This is a genomic window from Streptomyces sp. cg40 (assembly GCF_050320165.1).
GTDB classification, from domain to species: domain Bacteria; phylum Actinomycetota; class Actinomycetes; order Streptomycetales; family Streptomycetaceae; genus Streptomyces; species Streptomyces hokutonensis.
Window position 1 is genome coordinate 5907226 of the sequence record NZ_CP190128.1, and the last position, 21317, is coordinate 5928542.

The 21317-nt window shown below is 70.3% G+C and carries 23 protein-coding genes; 12 read left to right on the forward strand and 11 right to left on the reverse strand.

What is annotated here, in order from left to right:
* Positions 1–29 precede the first annotated feature (29 nt).
* Complete coding sequence (locus ACQHII_RS26415; RefSeq protein WP_427921644.1) at positions 30–320, forward strand: hypothetical protein; 291 nt, start codon at positions 30–32, stop codon at positions 318–320.
* Between the two features lies 1 nt (position 321).
* Here the strand turns inward: ACQHII_RS26415 and ACQHII_RS26420 are convergent, their stop codons facing one another.
* The gene (locus tag ACQHII_RS26420) at positions 322–924 is read right to left on the reverse strand and encodes a hypothetical protein (RefSeq protein WP_427921645.1); all 603 of its coding nucleotides are present in this window, start codon (positions 922–924) and stop codon (positions 322–324) included.
* 180 nt (positions 925–1104) lie between these two features.
* Between ACQHII_RS26420 and ACQHII_RS26425 the strand changes: the two genes are divergently transcribed.
* Complete coding sequence (locus ACQHII_RS26425) at positions 1105–1395, forward strand: hypothetical protein (RefSeq protein ID WP_019070351.1); 291 nt, start codon at positions 1105–1107, stop codon at positions 1393–1395.
* A 1-nt stretch (position 1396) separates the two neighbouring features.
* On the opposite strand, the gene ACQHII_RS26430 is transcribed toward ACQHII_RS26425, so the two are convergent.
* Positions 1397–1615 (reverse strand): tautomerase family protein, encoded by a 219-nt coding sequence (locus tag ACQHII_RS26430; RefSeq protein WP_427921646.1) that lies wholly within the window; start codon positions 1613–1615, stop codon positions 1397–1399.
* Between the two features lie 130 nt (positions 1616–1745).
* Here ACQHII_RS26430 and ACQHII_RS26435 point away from each other — a divergent pair, with 130 nt between their 5' ends.
* Positions 1746–2618, forward strand: a complete 873-nt coding sequence (locus ACQHII_RS26435) for a helix-turn-helix domain-containing protein (protein ID WP_427921647.1) — start codon at positions 1746–1748, stop codon at positions 2616–2618.
* Here ACQHII_RS26435 and ACQHII_RS26440 read toward each other — a convergent pair.
* The 4 genes from ACQHII_RS26440 to ACQHII_RS26455 form a co-directional block, all read right to left on the reverse strand.
* The gene (locus tag ACQHII_RS26440; RefSeq protein WP_427925412.1) at positions 2615–3265 is read right to left on the reverse strand and encodes a hypothetical protein; all 651 of its coding nucleotides are present in this window, start codon (positions 3263–3265) and stop codon (positions 2615–2617) included. The two genes, ACQHII_RS26435 and ACQHII_RS26440, sit on opposite strands and share 4 nt — an antisense overlap.
* A 59-nt stretch (positions 3266–3324) precedes the next feature.
* Positions 3325–5757, reverse strand: coding sequence for a dolichyl-phosphate beta-glucosyltransferase (locus tag ACQHII_RS26445; protein WP_427921648.1), 2433 nt, complete (start codon positions 5755–5757; stop codon positions 3325–3327).
* Between the two features lie 26 nt (positions 5758–5783).
* Positions 5784–6485, reverse strand: coding sequence for a GntR family transcriptional regulator (locus ACQHII_RS26450; RefSeq protein ID WP_427925413.1), 702 nt, complete (start codon positions 6483–6485; stop codon positions 5784–5786).
* Between the two features lie 155 nt (positions 6486–6640).
* Entirely contained in the window at positions 6641–7996 is a 1356-nt protein-coding gene (locus ACQHII_RS26455) for an aspartate aminotransferase family protein (RefSeq protein WP_427921649.1), read from the reverse strand.
* Between the two features lie 351 nt (positions 7997–8347).
* Between ACQHII_RS26455 and ACQHII_RS26460 the strand changes: the two genes are divergently transcribed.
* Positions 8348–10501 (forward strand): serine/threonine-protein kinase, encoded by a 2154-nt coding sequence (locus tag ACQHII_RS26460; RefSeq protein ID WP_427921650.1) that lies wholly within the window; start codon positions 8348–8350, stop codon positions 10499–10501.
* 119 nt (positions 10502–10620) lie between these two features.
* The gene (locus ACQHII_RS26465) at positions 10621–12147 is read left to right on the forward strand and encodes a substrate-binding domain-containing protein (RefSeq protein ID WP_427921651.1); all 1527 of its coding nucleotides are present in this window, start codon (positions 10621–10623) and stop codon (positions 12145–12147) included.
* 6 nt (positions 12148–12153) lie between these two features.
* On the opposite strand, the gene ACQHII_RS26470 is transcribed toward ACQHII_RS26465, so the two are convergent.
* The gene (locus tag ACQHII_RS26470; protein ID WP_427921652.1) at positions 12154–12876 is read right to left on the reverse strand and encodes an SLATT domain-containing protein; all 723 of its coding nucleotides are present in this window, start codon (positions 12874–12876) and stop codon (positions 12154–12156) included.
* 243 nt (positions 12877–13119) lie between these two features.
* On the opposite strand from ACQHII_RS26470, the gene ACQHII_RS26475 reads away from it, so the two are divergent.
* The 3 genes from ACQHII_RS26475 (at position 13120) to ACQHII_RS26485 (ending at position 14790) form a co-directional block, all read left to right on the forward strand.
* Positions 13120–13467, forward strand: coding sequence for a YbaB/EbfC family nucleoid-associated protein (locus tag ACQHII_RS26475; protein ID WP_381245314.1), 348 nt, complete (start codon positions 13120–13122; stop codon positions 13465–13467).
* A gap of 68 nt (positions 13468–13535) precedes the next feature.
* On the forward strand, positions 13536–14135 hold the full coding sequence (recR, locus tag ACQHII_RS26480) for a recombination mediator RecR (RefSeq protein ID WP_019070339.1): 600 nt from the start codon (positions 13536–13538) through the stop codon (positions 14133–14135).
* Positions 14128–14790, forward strand: a complete 663-nt coding sequence (locus ACQHII_RS26485) for a DUF5063 domain-containing protein (RefSeq protein ID WP_427921653.1) — start codon at positions 14128–14130, stop codon at positions 14788–14790. Before recR ends, ACQHII_RS26485 begins: the two co-directional genes overlap by 8 nt.
* Before the next feature lie 6 nt (positions 14791–14796).
* Here ACQHII_RS26485 and ACQHII_RS26490 read toward each other — a convergent pair whose 3' ends face one another.
* Positions 14797–15402 carry an ArsR/SmtB family transcription factor gene (locus tag ACQHII_RS26490; RefSeq protein ID WP_427921654.1) on the reverse strand — a complete coding sequence of 202 codons (606 nt, stop codon included), beginning with the start codon at positions 15400–15402 and terminating at the stop codon, positions 14797–14799.
* Between the two features lie 179 nt (positions 15403–15581).
* Here ACQHII_RS26490 and ACQHII_RS26495 point away from each other — a divergent pair, with 179 nt between their 5' ends.
* Together ACQHII_RS26495 and ACQHII_RS26500 are read left to right on the forward strand one after the other, a co-directional pair.
* On the forward strand, positions 15582–15863 hold the full coding sequence (locus tag ACQHII_RS26495; protein WP_427921655.1) for a DUF397 domain-containing protein: 282 nt from the start codon (positions 15582–15584) through the stop codon (positions 15861–15863).
* A complete protein-coding gene (locus tag ACQHII_RS26500; protein WP_427921656.1) occupies positions 15845–17056 on the forward strand; it encodes an RNA-guided endonuclease InsQ/TnpB family protein in 1212 nt (403 codons plus the stop codon). The genes ACQHII_RS26495 and ACQHII_RS26500 overlap by 19 nt, the downstream gene beginning before the upstream one ends.
* Before the next feature lie 485 nt (positions 17057–17541).
* On the opposite strand, the gene ACQHII_RS26505 is transcribed toward ACQHII_RS26500, so the two are convergent.
* Positions 17542–18270 carry a TSUP family transporter gene (locus ACQHII_RS26505; protein WP_427921657.1) on the reverse strand — a complete coding sequence of 243 codons (729 nt, stop codon included), beginning with the start codon at positions 18268–18270 and terminating at the stop codon, positions 17542–17544.
* Between the two features lie 99 nt (positions 18271–18369).
* Between ACQHII_RS26505 and ACQHII_RS26510 the strand changes: the two genes are divergently transcribed.
* Both ACQHII_RS26510 and ACQHII_RS26515 read left to right on the forward strand, forming a co-directional pair.
* Complete coding sequence (locus ACQHII_RS26510) at positions 18370–18561, forward strand: hypothetical protein (protein ID WP_427921658.1); 192 nt, start codon at positions 18370–18372, stop codon at positions 18559–18561.
* 131 nt (positions 18562–18692) lie between these two features.
* Positions 18693–19193: an SgcJ/EcaC family oxidoreductase gene (locus tag ACQHII_RS26515; RefSeq protein ID WP_427921659.1), complete on the forward strand. Its 501-nt coding sequence runs from the start codon at positions 18693–18695 to the stop codon at positions 19191–19193.
* Here the strand turns inward: ACQHII_RS26515 and ACQHII_RS26520 are convergent.
* Both ACQHII_RS26520 and ACQHII_RS26525 read right to left on the reverse strand, forming a co-directional pair.
* Entirely contained in the window at positions 19159–20448 is a 1290-nt protein-coding gene (locus tag ACQHII_RS26520; protein ID WP_427921660.1) for an ATP-binding protein, read from the reverse strand. The two genes, ACQHII_RS26515 and ACQHII_RS26520, sit on opposite strands and share 35 nt — an antisense overlap.
* Positions 20445–21140: a response regulator transcription factor gene (locus tag ACQHII_RS26525; RefSeq protein WP_427921661.1), complete on the reverse strand. Its 696-nt coding sequence runs from the start codon at positions 21138–21140 to the stop codon at positions 20445–20447. The genes ACQHII_RS26520 and ACQHII_RS26525 overlap by 4 nt, the downstream gene beginning before the upstream one ends.
* Between the last annotated feature and the right edge of the window lie 177 nt (positions 21141–21317).

Here is a 21317-nt window from a genome sequence, read left to right on the forward strand (position 1 = left end):
ACCTTCTGCACCGAGCGCGAGGAGCACGGATGTCCATGGCAGTCCCGGGGCGGGCCGAGACCCGCACCGCTCTGATCCTGGAGTCCGTGCTCAGCACGGCGGCCGTGGTGTGGTGGTCGGCCCTCCTGTGGGCACACCGCGACGCCCTGTACGCGGTGCCCGTCGCCGTGGCGCTGATCCTCACGGTCGCGCTGTCGCTGCTGGTCACGTGGGCCGTGTGGCTGCGGGCGGGTCGGCTGCGGAGCGCGAATCTGGCACTGGTCGCGGTACGCGGTGTGGCGGTGCTGACGTTGTCCCTCTGGCTCCTTCAGGACCTGTAGGTCAGTCGGGGCAGGTGGGCGGCAGGCCGAGGCAGGTGTGCAGGGCTTGGCTCAACCGGCTGTCGACGGACGCCCGTTCGGTCTCGGCGGGCGGCTCCTCCGGCGGGATCAGCGCGTACGGCAGTGCCGTGGTGAGTACGGCGAGCGTGACCGTGTCCCGTTCGGCGCCCCGGGGCAGACGCGGGGTCACGTAATCGGTCAGCCACTGGCGGGCGATCCCGTGCCACTCGGTGTCCGTGCGGAGGACGGCGGCGTACGTCATCGCCGGCTCGGTCCGTGCCATCGCCGCGACGACCGGATGCTCCCGCAGCAGCCGGGCCGCCCGCACGACGAAGTGCACGCCCAGACACTCCGGCGGCGGCAGCGGGCCGGGCACGTGCAGGGCCACGTGCAGCACGCGGTTCAGTTCCTGCAACGTGGCCTCGCGCAGCAGCACCTGCGGGGCGGCCCAATTCCGGTAGAAGAACTGGCGGTTGGAGTCGGCCAGCCTCGCGATATGGGTGACCCCCACACGCCGGGGCCCGCGCATGGCCATCGCGTCCAGCGTCGCGCGGTACACGGTGCCCATTCCGGGCGGAGCCTGGACATGCTTCGAGCTGCTCATGTGAGCAGTCTGGTGCGGGGGGAGGGAGGGCGTCCCAGAAAAGTGTGTCGGTATCGCCTGAAAGTGTCACGCTTTTTTGGAGAGGGGGCAGGGGGTCGCTCTCGCCGGGACGCCCCCTTTATCCAGGCATATCCTGAAATTGTCCGTCCCGCGCACGCCGACCAGGAGAAGGTGACTGCGATGCGCATGATGCTGAAAGCGTCCATGGACACGGAGAAGGGGAACGAGGCCATCCGCAACGGGACTCTGGGGAAGTTGATGGAGGAGTCCCTGGAGCAGATCAAGCCCGAGGCGGCCTACTTCACCGCCGACGGCGGCAAGCGCACCGCGTTCCTGTTCTTCGACCTGAAGGACCCCTCCGACATCCCGTCGATCAGTGAGCCGTTCTTCCTCAACCTCGGTGCCGAGCTGACCTGGACGCCGGTGATGAACGCGGAGGACGTCCAGACGGGTCTCGGCAAGATCCGCTAGGTCATCGGTCCTGCGGCGTCTGCCGGATCCTGGCGAGCGTCAGGACACCGCCGCCGATGCCCCATCCGGCGTCGGCGACCTCCTCCACCAGGACGAGCGTGGTGGCGCGGGCGCCGTCGCCGAAGATCTCGGCGTACAGGTCCGTGGTGCGCGTGATGATCTGTTCCTTCTGCTCGGCGGTGAGGGCGCCGGCGGGGACCTTGAAGTTCGCGAAAGGCATGGTGCTCTTTTCGTAGCGCGGTCGGTGTGGGGCAACTGTCCGTCCCCGGCGTCCGCCCTGCCAGGGCTGAGCCCACCCAGGGGTTGCCGTCCCCTGGCTCGGACCCCGCCGGAGAGGCGACGATGAGCGGGTGAACCTTCCCGAACTCGCGGCGTTCCTCAGGTCCCGGCGCGACCTGGTCCGGCCGGCGGACGTCGGCCTGCCCGCCGGGCCCCGGCGCCGGGTGCCCGGTCTGCGGCGCGAGGAGGTCGCGCAGCTGGCGGGCCTGTCGGCCGACTACTACACCGAGCTGGAGCGCGGACGCGGCGCCCAGCCCTCGGCCCAGACGCTGAACGCCCTGGCCCGGGCGCTGCGGCTGGGCGGCGACCAGCGCGACCACCTGTTCCACCTCGCCGACCGGCCGCTGCCCGAGTCGGCGCGCGGCGCGGGCACGCGGCACGTCCAGCCCGCCCTGCTGGGGCTGCTGGACCGGCTGGCCACCACTCCGGCCCAGGTCATCACCGACCTGCACGAGACCCTCGTACAGAATGAGTTGGCCGCCGCCCTGCTCGGGCGGGCGCCGGAGCCGCGCGGTCCGGCCACCGGGTTCGCGTACCGCTGGTTCACCGATCCGGGCGCCCGTGCCGTCTACCCGCCCGAGGACCATGCGCACCACTCACGGGTCTTCGTCGCCGACCTGCACGCGGTGGCCGCCCGCCGCAGCCGCGACAGCGAGGTCGCCGGGATGACGGCCGAACTCCGGCGGCGCAGCGCGGAGTTCGCCGCCCTGTGGGACACCCACGACGTCGGCCTGCGCCGCACCGACCACAAGCGCATCGTGCATCCCACGCTGGGCGTCATCGAGTTGGACTGCCACAGCCTGTTCAGCGAGGACGGCCGCCAGCGCCTGCTGTGGTTCACGGCCCCGCCCGGTACCGAGGGCGCCGCCCAGCTCGAACTGCTCGGCGTCATCGGCACGCAGGACATGGCCGCGACCGAGGACACCCCAGGCACGCGTCGCTAGCTGAACACGATCATCGAGCCCTGGGCCAGGCTGCGCGTCGCCGCCGCGTGCAGCCCGAGCCAGACGTGCCGTTCGCGCGCGAACGGGCTGGGGTCGTACGGCGCGGCGACCGCCGGTTCCTCCAACTCCGTGGGAGCGGCGGGGGGTTGCGGTGGCGTGGGCGGGTTCGCGGGGTCGATGCCGATCGTGGGGGCCACGAACTCCAGCTCGCGCAGGAGGGTCTGGGAGGAGCCCAACGGGCCGCCGCCCGCGAGGAGTTCGTCGTTGGCGAGCGGGTGTGGGAAGTCGACCGGGACGTAGGCGCCCGCGTGGTCGTAGTGCCAGACCAGGTGGGACTGCTGGGCCGTGGTCTCGAACATCTCCAGGAGCTGCTCGTAGTCGCCGCCCAGGTCGTCCACCGGGGTCACCGGGAGACCGCAGACCTGGAGGAGGTAGGCCCGGCGCAGGAAGTGCAGCGCGTCGTAGTCGAAGCCCGCGACCGGGGCGACCTCCCCGGACAGTCCCGGCATGTACTGGTACACCGGCACCGGAGGCAGTCCGGCCTCGGCCAGCAGCGAGTTGTAGAGCGCGAGTTCGTCGGCGAACGGATTGTCGGGGGTGTGGCACAACACGTCGACGAGCGGGACCAGCCACAGGTCACAGGCCAAAAGGGGCTCCTCGGTCACAGGAAGAAGAGTAGGGGGAAGAGTAGTCGGTGCGGCCCGGGTCAGCTCCCCTCGTGCAGGTCCCATACCCACACGCCGTCCACCCACTTACCGGGTTTGCCGACCAGCTTTTCCACAGCGGTGCGGAGCTTGTCGTCGTTGGGCTGCGGCGCGACGACGAGGGCGCCCGCGTGCCAGTACGCGAAGTCCGCCTTGGCCTGCGCCTGCCAGTTCTTGCCGATGGTGGGGATGATCCCGGTGTAGCGGACGTCCCGCAGCATGTTCGAGGTGTAGCGGGGCGAGGCGCCGTAGATGCCGATGCGGTCGGCGCCGTAGGGGCCGTTGAAGTAGCCGCCGGGCATCTTGAAGCCGAGGCCGGAGGCCGTCTGCCAGTGCAGGGGCTCCGCGGCGCCGGGGTCGGCGAGCGGGATGGGGACCAGGGATTCGCCGGCGCGGACGTAAGACTTGTAGGTGCCGTCCGTGAAGAAGGCCGGTACCGCGGCTCGGTCGACCGCCTTCAGCGGTGCGGGGACGAGCGGGAGCAGTGCCAGGCATACGGCGAGCAGGCCCACGTACTGCGTGCCCAACTCCCTTGTCGCGGCCAGGCGTTCGACCGCGAGTGCGACCAGCATGCCCAGTGCGGGTGCGCAGATCATCGCCACCCGGCCCTCGATCACCGACTCGAAGAGCGGCTTGTGGGCGAGCAGGGCCCAGGGGCCGGGGTAGATCGTGTCCGTGAGCGGGATGCGGATCTTGGGGCCCATGGAGAGGACCGCGGCGGCGATCGCCGTGAACGCCAGCGCCTTGACCAGGGCGTGTTCCCACAGCCGTACGACGATCGCGAAGGCGAGGGCGACCAGCGGCCAGCCGTAGAAGGCGTTCTGTTCGGTGGGGTTGAGGGAGAGGGAGTTGGCGCGGATCTCGTCGCCCGCCATCAGGGAGCGCTCGGCGAAGGAGAGGAGCGCGAGGGGGCTGTTGCCCGCGTTGTCGCCGTGCAGGACGCTCTTGTAGCTCTGCGGACCGACGAACTGATACCAGAGCGGGATCAGGATGATCGGGGCGCAGACCAGCGCCGCGAGGCCCAGGCCCTTGATCAGCGGGCGCCAGGACGCCCGGACGACGTCCCGGTTGAGAACGCCGTAGGACACGGCGAACAGGACCATGCCGATCGAGGCGAGGAGCAGGGGTTCCTCGCCGAGGAAGATCTGGTAGGCCGCCATCAGGCCGAGCACGACGCCGTCGCGGCGGACCCGGGTGCCCGCGCACAGGCGCAGGGCGCGGTCGATGATCAGCGGGATCATGAAGAGGATGACGAAGTTGGGGTGCGCGTTGGCGTGGCTGACCATCGGCGGGGCGAAGGCCGCGAGCGAGGCGCCGACGAAGGCCGCGGCCCGTTGCCGTACGACCCGCTTCACGATCAGCCAGTACCAGGCGGCGGCCGTGGCCGCGAGGCCGAGCGCCATGCAGACGCTGAGGGAGACCGCGGGTCCGGCCAGCAGGGTGAGGGGCGCGAAGGGGACCGAGAGGCCGAGCATGACCGTGTTGGCCATGAGGTTCACGCCGTCGGGGAAGCCCTGGAGGTTCGAGAAGAACGGGTTGTGGAGGTGGGCCACGTTGTCGGCGGTGACCGCGAAGAACCACTCCCACTGGTTCTGGTCCTGGAGCGAGTCCTCCAGGTAGCGGTGGTTCGGGTCGAAGAAGCGGCCCGAGTAGAGGGCGACCGACATGAGGAGGAAGAGGAGGGGGACCAGCACGTCCACCGGGCGCAGGGAGCGGGCGCGCAGGCGGGCGAGTTCGGTGAGGACCCGGGCGTAGTCCAGCGGCCGTACCTTCGAACCGGACTGGTGGGACCAGCGCACCGGGACCTCGGCGACGTCCCAGTCCGCGCGGCGGAAGTGCTGGAGGACCTCCACGTCGATGCCCCAGCCGTTGATGCGGGAGGCGGCGAAGGCCTCGCGGGCGCGGTCGCCGTCGAAGAGCTTGAAGCCGCACTGGGTGTCGCGTATGCCGGGCACCGCGGCCTGCCGTATGAGGAAGTTGCCCGCGCGGCCCAGGAGTTCGCGGACCGGGTGCTGGTGGCTCTCGATGGTCGCGCCCGGCGCGGCCCGGGAACCGATCGCCGCCGTCCGACCCTCGCTCAGCTCCTTGTCGAGTTTCTCCAACTCCTCGATGGGCGCGGCCAGATCGGCGTCGGTGACCAGGACCCGGCGTCCGCGCGAGGCGGCGACCCCGAGGCGCAGGGCGTGGCCCTTGCCGCGGTTGCGGGGGCTGGTGACCAACTGCACACGGGGATTGTCCAGAGAGCGGGAGGTGACGACCTCCCGCGTCCCGTCGTCCGAGCCGTCGTCGGCGACGACGATCTCCCAGTCGCCGAAGCGGCCCTCGTTGTCGCGCAGATACGCGGTGATCGCGTCGAGCGTCGGCCCCAGCCGCTGTTCCTCGTTGTAGGCGGGCACGACGACACTGAGGTCCACGACGACGACACTGGGGTCCACGGCCGGAGCGGCCCTTTCCGGTCCGGTCACCGGGCGGCCAGCCGCTCGATGAGGGCGAGGGAGTGCTTGTTGTACGCCAGGACGATCGTGCGCGCGGCCGGGGTGTCGCGGCGCGCCAGGGCGTCGACGAGTTCGGTGTGCTCGGCCCACAACTGACCGCGCAGATCGGTCAGTCGGCGCAGATGCTGCACCGTGCACACCCAGGACTGGACGCGCAGCCGGTGCAGGAAGTCGCCGAGGTAGGGGTTGCCGAACATGGTGCTCAGCTCGCGCCAGTACCGCAGGTCGTAGCCGATCAGCACGGTGAGGTCACCGGCCTCGGCGGCGCGCTGCGCCTCCTCGCCGCGGCGGCGGACGCCGGCGAGCGCGGCGACCGTGCGCGGGTCGTCGGTGCGGTCGAAGACGGGGTGGCCGCCGGCCAGCGCCAGGAACATGCCCTCGGTGACCAGGGCGCGGGCCTCGATCATGCCGCGGTGGTCGGCCACCGAGTACTCGTGGACGTGGAAGCCGCGGTGCTGGTCGGCCTCCAGGAGCCCCTGCGCGGAGAGATCGACGAGGGCTTCCCGGACCGGGGTCGCGGAGACGCCGTACTGATCGGCGATCTCCTTCACCGTGAACTCCTGGCCGGGCTGGAGCCGTCCGGCCAGGACCTCGTCGCGAAGCGCGTCGGCGATCTGCTGCCGCAGGGTGCTGCGGGTCACGGCGCCGTTGCCGCTGCTTCCGGGCATCGTCGGAGCGTCTCCCTCGTCGCGTTCGATGGCGTACTCGTATATGTCTACGAGCACGTCACCTTACGCGTTCGGGTTCCCGCCCTGCCCGTATCCGGGCACCAGGGAGACGGACCCGCCCATTCCGGGTACTACGAGGTGAATTCGGCGGCGTACTACGACGTGAATTCGTCCGCGACGGACAGCGCGGTGTCCAGGGCGGCGAGGCCCTCCTTCAGTTCGGCGTCGGTCACGTTGAGCGGCGGGACGACGTGCGTGCGGTTCATGTTCACGAACGGCCACAGCCCCTGCTGCTTCGCGGCGGCCCCGAACGCGGCCATCGCCGCGTTGGCCTCACCGGCCGCGTTGTACGCCACCAGCGGCTCGCGCGTCTCCCGGTCCTTCACCAGGTCCAGCGCCCAGAACATGCCGACCCCGCGCACCTCCCCGACACTCGGGTGCCGCTCGGCCAGCGCCCGCAGCGCGGGCTCCACGACGGCCGTACCGAGGTGCTTCGCGTTCTCTACGACGCCCTCCTCGGCCATGACGTTGATCGTCGCGACGGCCGCGGCACAGGCCAGCGGGTGCCCGGAGTACGTCAGCCCGCCCGGGTAGGCCCGCTTGCCGAAGGTCTCCGCGACGGCACCGGAGATGGCGACCCCGCCGAGCGGTACGTATCCGCTGTTCACGCCCTTGGCGAAGGTCATCAGGTCCGGTACGACGTCGAACAGGTCGGCCGCGAACCACTCACCGGTCCGCCCGAACCCGGCCATCACCTCGTCCAGGATGAACACGATCCCGTACTTGTCGCAGATCTCCCGCACCCCGGCGAGATAGCCCGGCGGCGGCACCATGATCCCGGCCGTCCCCGGCACGGTCTCCAGCAAGATCGCGGCGATCGTGGCCGGCCCCTCGAAGGCGATCGTCGTCTCCAGGTGCTCCAGCGCGCGCTCGCACTCCTGCTCCTCGGTCTCCGCGTAGAAACGGGACCGGTACAGGAAGGGCGCCCAGAAGTGCACGACCCCGGCGGAGGCACTGTCGCTGGCCCAGCGCCTCGGATCCCCGGTGAGGTTGATCGCCTGCTGCGTACCACCGTGGTACGAGCGGTAGGCGGAGAGCACCTTCGGCCGGCCGGTGTGCAGCCGGGCCATGCGCGTCGCGTGCTCGATCGCGTCGGCGCCGCCGTTGGTGAAGAAGATCTTGTCCAGGTCCCCGGGCGTCCGCTCGGCGATCAGCCGGGCCGCCTCCGACCGGGCCTCGATCGCGAACGCGGGCGCGAAGGTCGTCATTGTCGCGGCCTGCTCCTGGATCGCGGCGACGACCTTCGGGTGCTGGTAGCCGATGTTCGTGTAGACGAGCCCACTGGTGAAGTCCAGGTAGCGCCTGCCGTCGTAGTCCCAGAAGTACGACCCCTCCGCGCCGGCCACGGCGAGCGGGTCGATGAGCTCCTGCGCGGACCAGGAGTGGAACACATGCGCACGGTCCGCGGCCTTCACGGCGGCGCCGGCCTGGGGGTTGGGCTGAGGGGTCATGGCGGCGAGCGTAAATGTCCGCGATGCGGAAAAGGTATCGGCGGTCTGTCTGCGGTAGCGGGGTTTCCGCGACAGGTTGTCCAGGGTGGGTGGCCGGTGCGGGGACCCGCTGAGGTGTGGGGGGGGAAACTAACCGGTGTACGTCCTTGTGACCGGTTAGGGGCGACCCCAGCGTTTTGAGGGGTGGTGCTGGGCGCGCGGGCGGTGCACGGCCCGGGCCGGTCTCCCGTTACGGAACCGTAGACACCGCTCCATCCGTCTCGTCGATTCCCCGCACTATTCTCGGTCTGTCGCGGAGCACAGGGGCTCGACCGGGGCGTGACCGGGGATTTCAGGGGAGGCGGCGCGGTCGTGGAGAAACTGGGGGCGGCCGATCCGCAGCGGATCGGGGCGTATCGGCTGTTGGGCCGGCTCGGCGCCGGGGGCATGGGGCAGGTGTACCTGGCCCGGTCGGACCGGGGGCGCACGGTCGCCGTCAAGCTGGTGCGGGAGGACCTGGCCGCGCAGGAGGAGTTCCGCGCCCGGTTCCGGCAGGAGGTGCAGGCCGCGCGGCAGGTCGGCGGGCACTGGACCGCGCCGGTCCTGGACGCCGACACCGAGGCCCCGGTGCCGTGGGTGGCCACCGGGTACGTCGCCGGGCCCACCCTGCAACAGGTCGTCGGCCGCGACCACGGGGCACTGCCCGAGCGCTCGGTACGCATCCTCGCGGCCGGGCTCGCGCACGCGCTCAAGGACATCCACGCCGCCGGCATCGTCCACCGCGACCTCAAGCCGTCCAACGTGCTGGTCACCATCGACGGCCCCCGCGTCATCGACTTCGGCATAGCGCGCGCCCTGGAGACCCAGGCCGGCGACGGCCTCACCCGCACCGGCTCACTCGTCGGCTCGCCCGGTTTCATGGCGCCGGAACAGGTGCGGGGCGACCGCATCACCCCCGCGTGCGACGTCTTCTGCCTCGGCTCCGTCCTCGCCTACGCCGCGACCGGCACCCTCCCCTTCGGCAGCGCGAGCAGCGGTGTCCACGCGCTGATGTTCCGCATCGCCCAGGAGGAGCCCGACCTGACGGGCGTCCCCGAGGGCCTCGCCGAACTGGTCCGCGACTGCCTGCGCAAGGACCCGGCCGCCCGGCCCACCCTGGACCTCGTCCTCGACCGCACGGGCGCGGAGGACACGGTCTCCGGCGGCCGCTCCCGCGACCCCTGGCTGCCGAGCGGCCTCGTCGCCCAACTCGGCCGCCACGCGGTGCGGTTGCTCGACACGGAGGATCCGCAGACGGCGGAGCGGGTCCAGTTGGAGAAGGCCGCACCGGTCGTGCGGGCCCTTCAGGCCCGGGCTTCCGAGCCCCTGGCCCTGGAGGCGGCCCAGGGTGCCACACCTGACGCAACTCCAACACCCGCAGCTCCAGCCCCCGCGCCGGCCACACCGGTGCCTCCAGCCCCCGCAGCTTCAGCCCCCGCACCCACCACACCCGTGCCTCCAACACCCGCCGTACCCGCCCCCGCATCCGCCCGGGCCACCCCCGTCGCCGTAGATCCCCCGCCCGTCCCCGAAGCCTCCCCCGAACACTCCCCGGCCTCCGACGACTCCTCCCCGCCACCACCCGCGGCGGTGGCGGACGACGGCGCGCCCACCACCCACCTCCCGACGGTGGTCGAGAGCGGGCCCGGACCCACCGGGACACCACCCCCGCCCACCCCGCACCCGGCCTACGGCCACCCGCAGCAGCACCCCCAGCCCGCCCCCGGCTACGGCTATCCGCAACCGCCCGCGCAGCCCGCCCCGCCCGCCGCCGACCACGGCTACCCCCAGTTCCCGGCCCGGCAGCTCGTCGGCTGGGGCGGGCAGGTGCCGTACAACCCCTACCCCCACAACAACGGCCTCGGCTCCACCCCGCCCTACGGCCCGAGCCCCTACCTGGAGCCGCAGGAGCCGCGCCGCGGCAAGCGGTCGACCGCGCTGCTGGTCCTGGTCGCGCTGGTCGTCGCGCTGGGGGCGGGCGGTTCGGTGTACGCGCTGATGAAGGGCGGCGGCAACGGCAGCCGTACGGCGGCGGGTTCGGGCGGCCGGGCCACCGGTGCCGCGCCCACCACACCGGGTCCGACCACCGGTCGGCCGTCGCCGACCGGGTCGGCGTCGGACTCCGCGACACCGTCCGGCGCCGACGCCGTACCGAGCGGCTACCTCGGCACCTGGAACGCGTCCATCGACAACTCCACCGGCCACAACACCCGCCAACTCACCATCAGCCAGGGGAAGGTGGGGGACCCCGTGCTGAAGCTGGTCGCGGACGGCCCCGGCTACCACTGCGTGTTCAGCGCCGACCTCACCCAACGGCCGGACGGCAAGGGCCCGTTGGCGATCGGCGCCTCCACCGTCACCTCCGGACAGCCGCTGTCGTCCTGCACCCCGGGCTCGGCCAGCGAGGTCAGCCTGCTGTCGGACGGCAGCCTGGAGCGCGTGAACACCGGCAACGACGAGAAGCTGACGTACACGAAGTCGGGCTGAAGTCCCTTTACTTCAGGGCCAGTTGAACGTCACCGGAACTTCGGCCGACAGCCCCTGCGGGTTTTCCGGGGCCGCCCGTACCGTGACCCCACGATCCGGCTGGGGAGCGGGGGCCCGCAGTGGAGTGGCTGAGCGCGGAGAACGTCGTCGCCGTGGGCACCGCGGTGCTCGGTATCGTCGCGTCCGGCGTGATGGTCTGGTACGAACGCCGGACGCCGCGCCGCAAGCGGATCGGCTACCGCGTCCAGATGGACAACCCCATCGGCGACGACGTCCGTTCGGGCCGTGCGAACAGACGCCTCGGCCTCTTCGACGAGGCGCCGGGCATGTCCGACGCGACCCTCGTCCTGCTGCGCATCGAGAACGACGGTTCGCAGAGCATCGCCGACAACGACTACACAGGGCGCGAACTCCACGGTCTCACCGCGGTGTTCACCGACCGCACGATCCGTGGGGTCTCGGTCACCCAGCCGGTCGGCACCGACCATCTGATGGACCACTTCACCCCGGCGGCCGGCCTCGGCTACGACGCCAACACCCTGCGCATCCCGCGCGTCCCGCTCAACCCGCGCGACCACTTCAAGCTGCTGGTGCTGCTGTCCGGCGGTGACGTCGGCTGCGACATCCGGCTCATAGGGGGGATCCGCGACGGCGAGGTGCACCCCAACCGCAGCGCGACCCCGGACGACAAGGCGCCCCTGTTCAGCCGCGCCTCCCGGCTGATCACCATCATGCTCACGGTGTGCGTGGTGACGCTCGCGACGATCGTCGTGGCCCGCGACGACACCCCGCCGCCGATCGGCTGCGCGCAGGGCACCCTCACCGTCACCGGTTCGACCGCCTTCGCACCGGCGATGGAGGAGGTCGCGCAGAAGTACGAGAAGGACTGCGAGGGCTCGAAGGTCGTGGTGGACCCGCACGGATCGACCGCGGGCGTACGGGAGTTGGAGACCGACGGGCTCGCGTCGAAGAAGGGCTCACCGGCGATCGTGGCCATGTCGGACGGCCCCAAGCCGAGCGACATGCCCCAACTGCTGGAGCGCCGGGTCGCGATGTCGGTCTTCGCGATCGTCGTCAACAACGGCATCGGCCTCAAGGACCTGTCCACCGCGGACGTACGGCGCCTGTACCGGGGCGACATCAAGAACTGGCGGCAGCTCGGCGGACCGAACGTGGCCGTGCACCTGGTCAGCCGGGACGCCAACTCCGGTACGAGACAGGTGTTCCAGCGCCGGGTGCTGAAACGGGGCGAGATCGCCAACTCCTCCGTCGACTGCGTCCACAAGGACGATCCGACGGCACCCGTCATCCGCTGCGAACTCGACTCCACGGACCAGGTGCTGTCCGAGGTCGCCGAGGTCCCCGGCGCGATCGGCTACAGCGAACTCACCCTCGCCTCGCACGCCAAGGGCCTGCACGTCCTCACCCTCGACGGCCACACCGTGTCCGTGGACGCCATCGAACAGGGCACGAGCAGCTACCCGTACCGCGAGATCGAGTACGCCTACACCTACGGCACGCCCCCGGACGACTCCCTCACATCGAGCTTCCTGAACTACCTGACACAGGGCGTCGGCCAGGACGTGATCCGCGTCCACGGCCACATCCCGTGCGGGACGGTGGAGGGCATGAGGCTGTGCACGTAGCCCACGTCAGCGGGGCTCGGGGGGCCGCTGACGTGGCATGTTCGGCCGGCTGCCGCCGCCGCCCGGTCCGCCCGACCCCGGCGGCATCGGGAACCTGCCGTGGACGACGGCCCCCTCCTGCCGCCCCCCGCCGGCCACCGTCGACTGGATGCCCAGCGGTGCCGAGCCCGTCCGGAACTCCACCATCCAGTCGGCCGTCTCCATCCGCACCAGCTCCGTCACGTCCTCCGTGAACCGCCGCAGCACCCCCAGGCACCGGTCCGCGGCCTCGCTCGCCGTCCCGTCGGCCGGTCCCAGCACCTCCCGCACGCCCTCCGACGCCCAGTCGAACTGGAGCACCTGAAGCCGCCGCTGCACCGCCTGCGCCGTGGCCACGTCCCTCATCCACCCGGACGTCATCCCGAAGAGCCGGTCCCCGGCCACGCACGCCGCCCCGAGCAGCAGTGCCAGATAGCCCCAGGCGGCCAGCCCGGCCACCACCCCGGTGAGGTCGAGCAGCGGCAGCGCCGCCCCGACGACCGCGCCCAGTACCGCGCCCGTCCGCAGCACCCGCGCCCCGCGCCGCTTCCACACCCGGTCCGTGAGGTACCAGGCCGCCGTCTCCAGCGCCCCGCGCTCGACCCACCGGTACAGCTCGTCCAGCCGGGCCGCGGGCTCGCCCCAGTCACCGAGCGGAAACGTCCGCCCGGCCAGATCGCCACCCTCGGGCTGAATCTCCGGCTGACCCACCCGGCACTCCCTTACGTTGTGTGACACCTGATGCTGATGTGCCGGATCCTTCCTACCGCCCAATGGGTGGCGAAGGCTCCGGTTTCACCTCTTTTCCGCCCGGAAGTGGGTCTTGATCAGGTATAGGACGCGGTAAGGACTCACTCGAAAGAGTGCTGGAGCGATGACTGCTCGGACCACGTAGGCTCGTGCCGAGCGGGGAAAACCCTCGCCTGCACAGCCGTACGAAACCAGGAGCTGATCGTGATTCCCGGTGGTGGCCAGCCCAATATGCAGCAGCTGCTTCAGCAGGCCCAGAAGATGCAGCAGGACCTGGCGAACGCGCAGGAGGAGCTGGCGCGGACCGAGGTCGACGGACAGGCGGGCGGCGGCCTGGTCAAGGCCACCGTCACCGGTGCCGGCGAGCTGCGCGCGCTGAAGATCGACCCGAAGGCGGTCGACCCCGAGGACACCGAAACCCTCGCGGACCTGATCGTCGCGGCCGTCCAGGCGGCCAACGAGAACGCGCAGACCCTCCAGCAGCAGAAGCTCGGCCCGCTGGCCCAGGGACTGGGTGGCGGCGGCAGCGGTATCCCGGGTCTGCCTTTCTAAGACGACCCACGGCCAACTACGGTACGTACGTACGCACCGCAGGACCTCCAGGAAGGGCAGGCAGTCCGTTGTACGAGGGCGTGGTCCAGGACCTCATCGACGAGTTGGGGCGGCTCCCCGGCGTCGGTCCCAAGAGCGCGCAGCGGATCGCCTTCCACATCCTTCAGGCGGAGCCGACGGACGTCCGCCGGCTTGCGCAGTGCCTGATGGAGGTCAAGGCGAAGGTCCGCTTCTGCGCGACCTGCGGAAACGTTGCGCAGGAAGAGCTGTGCGGCATCTGCCGCGACCCGCGCCGCGACCTCTCGGTGATCTGCGTGGTCGAGGAGCCCAAGGACGTCGTAGCGGTCGAACGCACTCGCGAATTCCGGGGCAAGTACCACGTCCTCGGCGGCGCGATCAGCCCGATCGAAGGTGTCGGACCGGACGACCTGCGTATACGAGAACTTCTCGCGCGGTTGGCCGACGGTACGGTCACGGAGCTGATCCTTGCCACGGACCCGAATCTGGAAGGCGAGGCCACGGCCACGTACCTCGCCCGCATGATCAAGCCCATGGGCCTCAAGGTCACCCGCCTGGCCAGCGGCCTCCCGGTGGGCGGAGACCTGGAATACGCGGACGAGGTGACCCTCGGCCGCGCCTTCGAGGGGAGACGACTCCTAGATGTCTGACGCCACACTGCATGCCACCGCGCAGGACCCGGACGACTTCGCGGTCCAGATCGCGGACCAGGTCGAGAGCTTCCTGGTGGCCGTGTCGGAGGTAGCGAAGGGCGAGGACCCCGACTCCGCGGTCCCCTTCCTCCTCCTGGAGGTCTCCCAACTCCTGCTGGCCGGCGGCCGGTTGGGCGCGCACGAGGACATCGTCCCCGACGAGCGCTACGAGCCGGACCTCGGCCCGGAGCCGGACGTGGACGAACTCCGCGAGCGCTTCGCGGTGATGCTGGAGCCGATCGACGTCTACTCGGAGGTCTTCGACCCCTACGAGCCGCGCAAGGCCCCCGTCCCGGCCCGCATCTCCGACGACCTCGCCGACCTCATCACCGACCTCCGCCACGGCATGGCCCACTACCGCGCGGGCCGCACCACGGAGGCCCTGTGGTGGTGGCAGTTCTCCTACTTCTCCAACTGGGGCTCGACGGCGTCGGCGACGCTGCGCGCGTTGCAGTCGGTCGTCGCCCACGTCCGCCTGAACCAGCCCCTCGCGGAACTGGACGGCCTGGACACGGACCAGAGCGTCATGGGCGACGAGACGCTGGAGTTCGAGGCGGGCAAGGTGATGCTGGAGGAGATCGGCGGGCCGTTGGGGATTCGGCCGGGGAAGTAGGCCGGCCTATCCGGCCTGGTTCGGGCCGCGCAGCAGAGCCGCTCCCAGAGGCGTAATGGTGTGCACGACCCGGGGGCCACAACGGCGGCTGCTGATCAGTCCCGCATTCCGGAGGGCGGCGGTGTGCTGGCTCGCCGCCGCGTCGGACACTCCGGCGGCGCGGGCCAGCCCTCCTGTCGTGGCCCCGCTGGCAGTGGCACGCAGCATCAGGGCCCGAGTGCGCCCCAGCAGGGCGTTGAGCGGTGCGGTGGAGGAGAACAGGCCAGGGGAGTCCGGGGTTTCCCGGTGCGGGGAGTAGACCAGGACCTGAGGCAGCGTCGGGTCTCCCAGACACACGGGCGCGCCCCAGCAGAAGTAGGACGGCACGAGCAGCAGTCCCCGACCGCCCAGTAACAGATCGCGGTCCTCGGCCGGATACCTCACGTGCAGGACCGGCGGTACCCATCGTGTGTGTGGCCCGAGATTGGCCAGCAACTCGGCGGGGCCGCCATGCAGCACGGCCTGGCCCAGGACGGCACGCTCGGTGTCCAGACACGAGCGCGAGTAGTCGTGATACGGCGCGATGGCGGCGGCGTAGTACTGGCGCAGGCCGTCCGCCACGTCCTCGCGCATCCGGCGTTCGGTGAGGCGCGGTGCCCATGCAGGGGCGGCCCCCTGCGCGGCGAAACGCCGGACCTCTTGTTGTATCCGCTCTGGTGGCGTGTCAACGATCGCGGTAGATCCCGCGGTCAGCCCTCCTTGCGCTTCGAAAGGGTTCAGGAAGTCGGGGTAGTAGGCGCCCTTTGCGAAAATTGGCAGCAAACGAGGGCGGCGACTGCGTCGAAGTCGCGTTCGACACCGAGATCCACGTCCGAGACTCGAAGGTCCTCGCGAGCCCCCAACTCCACCTCACCGCGCCCGCCTGGGCGGCGTTCATCTCTGCGGTTCAGCCTGTTCCTCGCATCCTGGTCGTCGCGGCGCGGAGTGGCCGGGCGGTCGCCTTTGGGGCCGGTTCCTGCGAAAGGGGTTCACCCGTTCGAGTGGACGAGTGGGAACGTGTGGTGGGTGGTCGTACATGTGTGTACGTTCGGTGATCGTGAAACTCGTCGTGCAGGTGAAACTCACACCGGATGCCGTTCAGGCACCGACACTTGAGCGGACCCTGCACGCGGTCAACGAGGCTGCGAACCGGGTGTCCGCCGTCTCCTTCAGGCATTTCAAGCTCAAGGGAGGCGTCCGCGAGCTGCGGAAGCTGTGTTACGGCGAGCTGAAGGCCGACGGGTTCGGTGCGCAGGCCGCGCAGCACATCATCAAGCGTGTGGCCGACGCGTACACCACCCTGCGGGCCAACATCCGTGCCGGGAACCTCGGACCGGAGGACTCCAAGCGGCGGCGGAAGGCGGAGTCCAAGTCGGTCGCCTTCCGTCCGCACGCCGCCCACACCTACGATGACCGATGCCTGTCCTGGAACTACGACCAGCGGACTGTGTCGGTCTGGACGCTGGACGGCCGGGTCAAGAATGTCCGCTTCACCTGCTCCCCTGGCGCGCTCAAGCAGCTCACCCAGTACCGGCAGGGCGAATCCGACCTGGTGTTCCGTGACGGTAAGTGGTTTCTGATCGCCACCTGCGAGATCCTCGAAGCCGCCCCGTTCGAGCCGAAGGGCTTCATCGGCGTGGACCGGGGCATCACCAACCTCGCCACCACCTCCGATGGCGACAACCACACCGGCCGCAGACTGAACCGCTACCGACGCTGGCAGGCCCGCAAGAGGGCCGAACTCCAGGCCAGACAGACCCGCAGTGCCAAACAGCTACTGAAGAAGCGGGCACGACGTGAATCGCGGCACGCGACCCACGTCAACCACATGATCTCCAAGACTGTCGTTGCTGTCGCCCAACGCACCGAACGCGGCATCGCCCTAGAAGAACTGGGCGGTATCCGCGAGCGGGTCACGGTTCCGCGCGACCAGCGAGCACGACAGTCCTCCTGGCCGTTCCACCAGCTCGGCGCGTTCATCGCCTATAAGGCAAGGCGGACCGGGGTGCCGTTCATCGAGGTGGACCCGGCCTACACCTCGCAGCGCTGTGTGCGCTGCGGCCACACCGAGCGTGCCAACCGGCGGACTCGGGACCACTTCCACTGTCGTCGGTGCGGCCTCGCTGGGCCCGCCGACCACGTCGCCGGGGCCAACATCGCCAAGCGCGGGGCCACGGCGTGGGTATTCGTCAACATGCCCGATCCGGCCCCCCGGTATAGCGCGGGGGCCGGTAGATGTGACCCGTGACCGCCCTGCCGTAGGGGGTAGTCGGGAGCATAAACAAAGCCGTACCGAACCGAGTCAACAAGCTCGGTCGTTCACGGCCGAGTAGTTGACCGTGAGTCTCGATGCCGGATTGGGTGAGGCGCTGCGGCAGTGCGCCGAGGTCGAGGACCAGCAGATCTCGGTGGTTGTCAGTCGGGCTCTGGAGCAGTACCTGAAGAAGCGGCGCATCCTCCGGGAAGGGCGACGGGCGATGAAGGAGCACTTCGACGAGCACGGATGGCCCATCTCCGAGGAGCCAGGGCCCAGATGTCGCCGAGGTCGTCGGTGAGGATCGGGACTTCGTTGTGCCCGATGGACGCGAGGACGACGCTGGCGCCGATGACGTCGGACGTCTTGTTCTCCCGGCAGAGAATCGCCGCCGCCTTCGCGACGGCGGCGGTAAGGGGCAGCACGATTGCGCGAACCGCAGACGCATCCGTGTCGATCGGCCCTGACGAGGTGGGCAGTCACCACCCCCACACCCCGGACACCCCCTTCCCCGCCGCAGTGACTCCACCCGCCAACGCCAGCGACAACACCAACAACCGCGCCCGCGGCTCCGGTATCCGCCCCGCCAAGCCCCGCCCGATCACCCCGCCCACCACCATCGCCGCGCCGACCGCCACCCACCGCGCCCCGCTCAACGACGGCACCCCGTTCGCCGCGACCGAGAACGCGTTGACGACGACGCCGTAGAACTGGGCGTTGGGGACGAACTCCCGTACCGTCCAACCCGCGTTGACCGCGTAGAGGGAGATCGGCGGACCGCCCACCCCCGCCGCCGCGTTCATGAAACCGCCCGCCGCGCCCGCCGCGACAGCGCCGCGAGTGCCCCGGAGCGCCGGCACCCGGGCGCCCTTCATCACCAGCAGGACAGCCACCGTCACCAGGCCACCCATCACCAACAGGAGCACCGGCGGCGGGAGTTGGCGGGTCATCCAGGCGCCCGCCGGCACCGTGCATACCGCTGCCGCGCACAGTGGGACCATCGCGCGGGCCCTGACCTTGCGCCAGCCGCCCGCCAGGCCCACGACGCTGATCGCGCCGGCCGCGCAGTTGGCGAGGACGACGCCCTGTGTCGGGCCGAGTAAAAGCACTAGCGCCGGTACGGCCACCAGGGCGAAGCCCATGCCCGTCAGCCACTGGACGGACGAACCGAGCAGGACGATCGCGGCCAGCAGTATGTCCCCCGTCATGGGGCAACATCATCCAGGGTGAGGGTGTAGCCCGCTACACCCTCACCTCGGGACCGGGCTCCCTCGTTGAGGCACCCCGGAAACGGGATCGTTGGACGCATGAAGAACTTCCTCTCCTCCAGGCCCGTCCTCTGGTTCCTCTTCCTCTTCAACCTGGTCGTCGCCGCGGTCGCACCCTTCGTGGTCGACGGAAAGCAGGGCGTGATGACCGCCGTCGGCATGGGTGTCGTGTCGCTGGGCGCCGGGGTCAGTCTCGTCCGGGACCGTGGTCAGTCGGTTGCGGCGCGTTAAGTGTTCGGTCGGCCACAGCGCGTCAATTGGAGCAGCCCTTCCCCGCCCCTGTACGTCCGCTGCACGGGCCCTAACCCGCCGGAAGCCAGTCTGGAGTCATCCCAAAACGCACCAGTACAACTGGAGTTGAGATGACCCGCCGGACCATGAGCAGGCGTGCAGCCGTCGTCACCGTCACCACCGTCCTTGCCCTCGGTTCCCTCGGCACCGTCGCCGCGACCGCCGGGCCGCAGCACGACACCAAGCCCTCCAAGAAGCAGATCGCCGCCCTCTTCGACGGCTGGAACGCCGCGTTGCAGACGGGCGACCCGGAGAAGGTCGCGGACCGGTACGCCTCCGACGCCGTGCTCCTGCCGACCGTCTCCAACAAGATCCGGACCGATCACGCCGAGATCGTCGACTACTTCGAGCACTTCCTGGCGAACAAGCCGGTCGGCAAGAAGGTCGAGACGATCGTCAACGTCCTCGACAGCAACTCCGCGATAGACACCGGCATTTACGAGTTCACGCTCACCGACCCGGACACCGGCAAGAAGCGTGTCGTGGAAGCCCGTTACACCTACGAGTACGAGAAGCGCGGCGGCAAGTGGCTGATCGTCAACCACCACTCCTCGGTGATGCCCGAAGGGTGATCGCGACGACGAGTCCGCCACCGGGCGCGTCCCGCAGGGCCACCGTGCCGCCGTCGTCCGTCACCAACTGCCGTACGACGGCCAGGCCCAGGCCCGAACCGGAGCGCCCGGTGAGGCCCTGACCGCGCCAGAAGCGGTCGAAGGCGCGGGACTTGTCCGCGTCGGACATCCCGGGACCCTCGTCTGTCACCGTCAACTCCACCTCGTCGCCCCGCAGTTCGGACCGCACGGTGATCGTCGCGCCGTCCGGTGACACCTCCAGGGCGTTGGAGAGCACGTTGTCCAGGACCTGTTCGAGATGACCGGGACTGGCCAGCACGAGCGGCCGGCCGTCGACGACACTCCCCCTGAGCGCGATGTGGACACCGCGCTCGTCGGCGGCCGGTCTCCACACCGAGAGGCGTTCGGCCACGATCTCCCGCAGCGGCAGCGGTTCCGCCGCCGTCACCTTCGCCTCGGCCCGCGCCAGCACCAGCAGGCCGTTGACGAGGCGGCTCATCCGGACCACCTCTGCCGTCGCCTGATCGACGTCCTCCCGTACGAACTCGTCGTCCACGCCGTCCGCGATGTTGTCCAGCGAGAGCCGCAACGCCGTGAGCGGGGTGCGGAGTTGGTGGGAGGCGTCGGCCACGAAGATGCGCTGCGAGGCGATGAGGGTGTCCAGGCGTTCGCCCGCCTGGTTCAGCGTTCTGGCCAGCGTCTGCGTCTCGTGCGGGCCCGTCACGGGCGTACGTGCCGTCAGGTCGCCGTCGCTGAACTTGCTCGCCATGTCGTTGAGTTGGCGCAGGGGGCGGGTGAGGCGGCGGGCGACCAGCGCGCCGAGGCCGGCCGCCACCGCCAGGACCGCGAGAGCGAGGATCGCGCGGAAACCCCAGATCTGCCAGAGCCGCCGGGTCAGGTCGGAGGTCGGGTACGTGATGCGTACGGCGCCGACCGTCCGGCCGTCGCGCTGTGCCGGTGCCGTCACCTCCAGCTTCCCGTCGCCCCAGTGCGTCGCGGTCTTGGCGCGTGACGCGGGCAGCACCTCGGCCGTGCCGGGAGTCTCCTGCGCGTAGGCCACCACCATGCGATCCAGTGCGGCGCGCGAGGCCGCGTCGCCGCTCATCAGCAACGCCATCGTCTTCGCCTCGCGCCGTACCGACTGCTCGGTGTCGCCCCGGAGTTGGGCGGTCAGCGTGAAGGCGACGGGCACGGTGAACGCCGTCAGCGCCACGGCCACGAGCAGGACGTAGCTGACGATCAGCTGCCGGATCATGAGGCGGGCGATCCGTCTCCGGAGGAGGTGATCTCCAGGCGGAAGCCGACTCCCCGTACCGCCTCGATCGTGACCGCGCCCGCCAACTTCCTGCGCAGCGCGGCCACATGGACGTCCAGCGTCTTCGTCGGGCCGAACCAGTTCGCGTCCCAGACCGCTTCCATGATCTGCTCGCGCGACATCAGCGCGCCGGGCTCCTCGGTGAGGAACGACAGCAGGTCGTACTCCTTGGGGGCCAGCGGCACCTCCTCGCCGTCGAGGCGGACGCGGGCGGCCTTGCGGTCGATGGTGAGGCGGGTGCCGTAGGCGTCGGGGCCCGCGGCCTCCGCGACCGCCTTCGGCTGTGCGCGGCGCATCACCGCCCTTATCCGTGCGATGACCTCGCGCACCCCGAACGGTTTCGAGACATAGTCGTCCGCGCCCAGCTCCAGGCCGACCACCCGGTCCGTCTCGTCGCTGCGCGCGCTGATCACGATGATCGGCACGTCGCCGCAGGCGCGCAGCGCCTTGCACACGTCGAGGCCGTCGGTGTCGGGCAGGCCCAGGTCGAGGAGAACGACGTCGTAGGGGGCCCGGTGGCTCAGCGCCGCCCCGCCCGTGGTGACCCAGTCGACCTCGAAGCCGTAGCGCAGCAGTCCGCGTCGTAGCGACTCGGCCACGGGTTCATCGTCTTCCACCAGAAGTACGCGCACACGGCGACCTTAGTGCCGTAAACCCCGTTCCCAGCCGTCACCTGTGACGCTCGGCACTTTTCCCGCACCACTGGATTGGGCATGCGCTGACCTGGGCGTCCGAATCTCACCATGCGATACCTGGGAGGGGAATTTCGGGCGCTCGTTAAACTGAGCCGACACACCAGGACTGAGCGA